This window comes from Tumebacillus sp. BK434, from assembly GCF_004340785.1.
Classification (GTDB): Bacteria; Bacillota; Bacilli; order Tumebacillales; family Tumebacillaceae; genus Tumebacillus_A.
Map to the genome: position 1 here is coordinate 1 of NZ_SLXS01000025.1, position 3,575 is coordinate 3,575.

The 3,575-nt window shown below is 51.5% G+C and carries 4 protein-coding genes, 1 tRNA gene, 1 rRNA gene and 1 other RNA gene; all 7 read right to left on the reverse strand.

The genetic code is table 11. From position 1 onward, the window contains the following. Positions 1-149 precede the first annotated feature (149 nt). An RNA gene (rnpB, locus tag EV586_RS20610) (RNase P RNA component class B) lies at positions 150-541 on the reverse strand. 142 nt (positions 542-683) lie between these two features. After that, positions 684-1,490, reverse strand: a complete 807-nt coding sequence (locus EV586_RS20615) for a hypothetical protein (protein WP_132946916.1) — start codon at positions 1,488-1,490, stop codon at positions 684-686. Positions 1,491-1,559: 69 nt separating this feature from the next. Further along, positions 1,560-1,883 (reverse strand): hypothetical protein, encoded by a 324-nt coding sequence (locus tag EV586_RS20620; RefSeq protein WP_132946917.1) that lies wholly within the window; start codon positions 1,881-1,883, stop codon positions 1,560-1,562. Positions 1,884-1,895: 12 nt separating this feature from the next. Next, on the reverse strand, positions 1,896-2,468 hold the full coding sequence (locus tag EV586_RS20625) for a DUF2589 domain-containing protein (protein ID WP_207893953.1): 573 nt from the start codon (positions 2,466-2,468) through the stop codon (positions 1,896-1,898). Positions 2,469-2,535: 67 nt separating this feature from the next. Beyond that, positions 2,536-3,018, reverse strand: coding sequence for a DUF2589 domain-containing protein (locus EV586_RS20630; RefSeq protein ID WP_132946919.1), 483 nt, complete (start codon positions 3,016-3,018; stop codon positions 2,536-2,538). Between the two features lie 182 nt (positions 3,019-3,200). Continuing rightward, positions 3,201-3,276 (reverse strand) — tRNA-Thr (locus tag EV586_RS20635). A 112-nt stretch (positions 3,277-3,388) separates the two neighbouring features. Continuing rightward, positions 3,389-3,575 (reverse strand): 16S ribosomal RNA (locus EV586_RS20640); the annotation flags it as partial.

Here is a 3,575-nt window from a genome sequence, read left to right on the forward strand (position 1 = left end):
CGGCTCTTGGCGCCAAGGCATCCTCCGTGCGCCCTTCGTAGCTTAACCTAAGTTAACGCTTCGAAAGTACTGCATTTCAAACATGTCTTGACTCATGATTTCGCTATCCGGTTTTCAAAGAACAATCTTGAAACGAGCAAAGCAGAGACTGTTGTAAGCCACGTTCTGTTCCTCCGTGCTTCAAACGGCTTTGTCGGCCTCGCACTATGAGTGGCAACCATTTGACTATCGGCATTGCTGCCGATCCGCTCTTCAGTTCTGATTCCCTCCGAGCAGTTCCCCGACCAAAGTTTGGGTTTCTCGCAGATGGGGTTTACCTCGTTCCACTCTTCCCGTTTCCGGGAAGCTTCGTCACTGTGGCACTTTCAGAAGTACTCCTGCATATTCGCAAGCGAACGTAGCTAGTTTCCTCCGCCGTCAGCCTTTGCAGGCTGCCCTGCCTTATTTATTGGGCAGGCATCCGAACTCCGGGCATCGCAGCCCGGGCGAGCGTGGACTTTCCTCACCGCAGCCGAAGCTGCTGCGCGATCGCCTCACATGTCTCTGCGTTATTTCGTTTTCAACTGCCGCCATCGCGGCGACAAGAGTTATCTTATCATGTCCCGCCCTTCGAGACAATTACACAGCCAAAACAAACCGAAACAAAAAAGCCACCAAGAGCAACTCTCGGCAGCCTGGCTGGTTTATTCGCGAACCAACTTGCTAAAGGACGTTCCGTTGCGCTCCTCCACTTTCGTCCACTCATAGTTGGCGACATTGACAGTAATCTTGATCGAAGAAATGCACTCCGCCGGCAGACCCGCAAGTTCCGAATGCTGCAACAGCAAGTTCAACGGAAATTGGTTCAAACGAACATCCCTGTGAACCAGGTCTCGAAGCTCCACCGCCTTGCGTTCGTGTTCTATCGCCACCGATCCCAATACTTTCACCAACTCATTCGTCGCCGTGGACAGGTTGTTTTTGGTCAGCGTCACATAGCCAATCTCGATCAGTTCATAGAGAATTTTCGTCGCCACATGCCGCACATCAAACGATTCCAGCTTGATCGGTCCCTTGGGCTTAGTTGCGATCACCACATGTGTTGGGTTGCCGATCGCTTCGACCACCGTTTTTGCGATCGTATCCCCGACCTTCCCGGCGTCATACGCCTTGGTAAAGGTAAAAAGTTTGCGCAAGGTGGACGTCATTGCTTCCACCACCTTCGAGCGGGTACGTTCAGCCGTCCCATATACCAGTTCCTTTTCCCGTGCGACGTCTTCGCCATGTGAACTGACCGACTGAGTGTCCTGCAGATCCGGTGCTTCTTCCATCGCGAACTTCAGATTCATCTCCACGGTCTCCAGTTCGACGCACGGCACCGGAAACACCCGCATCAGCTCATCTTTTTCGTACTGCAGTGCAAGGTCGCGCGAAGTTCGGTCGGAGATGCTGCGCGCTTCTGCGATCGCGCTCATCAGTCCGCCCATCACTTGTCCCATATCATGTCCCATGCAAGAGTTCCTCCTTTGGTTAGCAAAACGGGCAACCTGCAAGGCTTGCCCGTTTTGTGACAAAAGTTCTTACTTGATCAGCTGTTGCAGAAGGGAGTCCATCTCGCTGACTTGAGTTTGAGCCGGATCCTCATCCATCCACACCGGCTTGCGTTTAAACCCGATATGGTATGCAACATACTCCATCGCGATCTGATGCTCACCAAGGCGAACGAGATGAAAACTCTTCTCTTTGCCGATGATCCAACCTTTTGGGTTTTCTTGCAGACAGCGTGTCAGGTAGTCCATCTGTTTTTGAATCACGCTCTCATCTTTCATGTTGGAGGGGTCCGTGTTCCCCACCACCACGCGTTTGACGAAGCGTACATCCGCGATGTCAAATGTTTCGGTCATCTCGTCTTCCCCTTAAAGTACGGAGGCGGTCGATCTTTCCTTCACCGTCGGTACGATCGATTGGTGGAGCATGTCAAGCACTCGGGACAGCCCTTCCGGAGTCCCTTTGTCTTTGGCGTGCACTTGCACATGGTAGCGTGCGGAGTTGTCGCTGCTGCGGGTGTTCTCCGATTTGCTGGTCACACTGCCCGACACTTCTACGGAGACACCCCAGAAGGAGCCGGACACTTTCGCGCCCGCCTGAATTTCCAGGCTGCTCTTGTCGGTCGCTGCCGACTTTACTTCCATGTCAAATGTAACATCCAAAGTGTCGACACCAAGATTCGGAATCGGGACGATCGCCAGCAAGGGAACGTTGATTTCCACGTCCTGTTGGATGAAGCGCGGGGAGCTCGGCACGCTCGGGTCATAGGCCGGATTTTCCGCCATGCGCTTGTACTCGAACTTGACTTGGCGCGGGCCGATCGTTTTTCCGTCTTTATCGCGTTCGATCCCTACCGTGTCGATAAAGCTCGCCGTCGAATGAGCCAACATGACTTGTGCGTCACAAGCTGCCTTGATCGGCGCTCCGATCAGATCCCCCATCGGAAGCCCTCTAAATTGCGATGCCATGTTAACAAGTCCACTCATTTCTGCATTCTCCTCTCAGGTGTTAAGGTAAATACTTCATCAGATGATCGTTGATGCGCAGCAGAGCTTCAGGCGGATCGGTACTGCGAATTTCTATTTGAATCTTTGCCAGATTCGGCTCGCTCTGCTTTCCGCGTCTGGCAAACATTAAACTCAGGTTTTTTGGATCGGGTTCTGCAGAAACTGACGAACGTAGCGAATCAGCTTTGCGCGGATCCTCCGGTCTGTGCACCAGTTCTGAAAAGTGAACATTAAACTCCACCGAAAGCTTGTCTATTTTTGTGCTCGACAAAGGAATGAGCGAGATCAGCGGCACTTGAATCGTTTGAACCGGTGCTCCCGGATCAAGCGTCGGCAGTCTAAACTCGGTCAATTTCGGTGTCCCGTCTTTCTCAAACCAGGCGAAAATGCTTTCCAGAGAGGATTGTTGTGCTGTTGCGTTTGCTTGAATCACCGAGTCCTTGATCGCCGAAAGCAAATCCTGAAAAACGAACTCTTCTGCCACTTAACAAACCCCCTTGCAATTAAGACCAAATGTAGTAAGCACTTACTTGCTCTATAATTATTTGATCAAGCTCCGGGATATGACAAAATAAGGCAAGAAAACACAAAAAAGGAGCAGCCTTTAGAGGCTGCTCCTTTTTACGGATAAAAAGTTTGAATTTTACTTCCATTTAATCAGTCGGTTGGTGCCGATGACAGGACTCAAACCTGCGACCTATCGATTACGAATCGATTGCTCTATCAACTGAGCTACATCGGCATCTAGGGATGTGTTCCCCCCAAAAAAGAAAAAACCCTTACGGGCTTGATCCTCCAAAACTAAACGAGTTGTCAGAGATGATACGAGCTGTAGAAAAATCTTATATCCTTAGAAAGGAGGTGATCCAGCCGCACCTTCCGATACGGCTACCTTGTTACGACTTCACCCCAGTCATCGACCCCACCTTAGACGGCTGGCTCCTTACGGTTACCTCACCGGCTTCGGGTGTTGCCAACTCCCATGGTGTGACGGGCGGTGTGTACAAGGCCCGGGAACGAATTCACCGCGGCATGCTGATC

Excerpts from the sequence above, each read along its gene's own strand:
- EV586_RS20615 (WP_132946916.1), bottom strand. The coding sequence starts at position 1,490 with ATGGGACATGATATGGGACAAGTGATGGGCGGACTGATGAGCGCGATC.
- EV586_RS20620 (WP_132946917.1), bottom strand. The coding sequence starts at position 1,883 with ATGACCGAAACATTTGACATCGCGGATGTACGCTTCGTCAAACGCGTG.
- EV586_RS20625 (WP_207893953.1), bottom strand. The coding sequence starts at position 2,468 with ATGGGGGATCTGATCGGAGCGCCGATCAAGGCAGCTTGTGACGCACAA.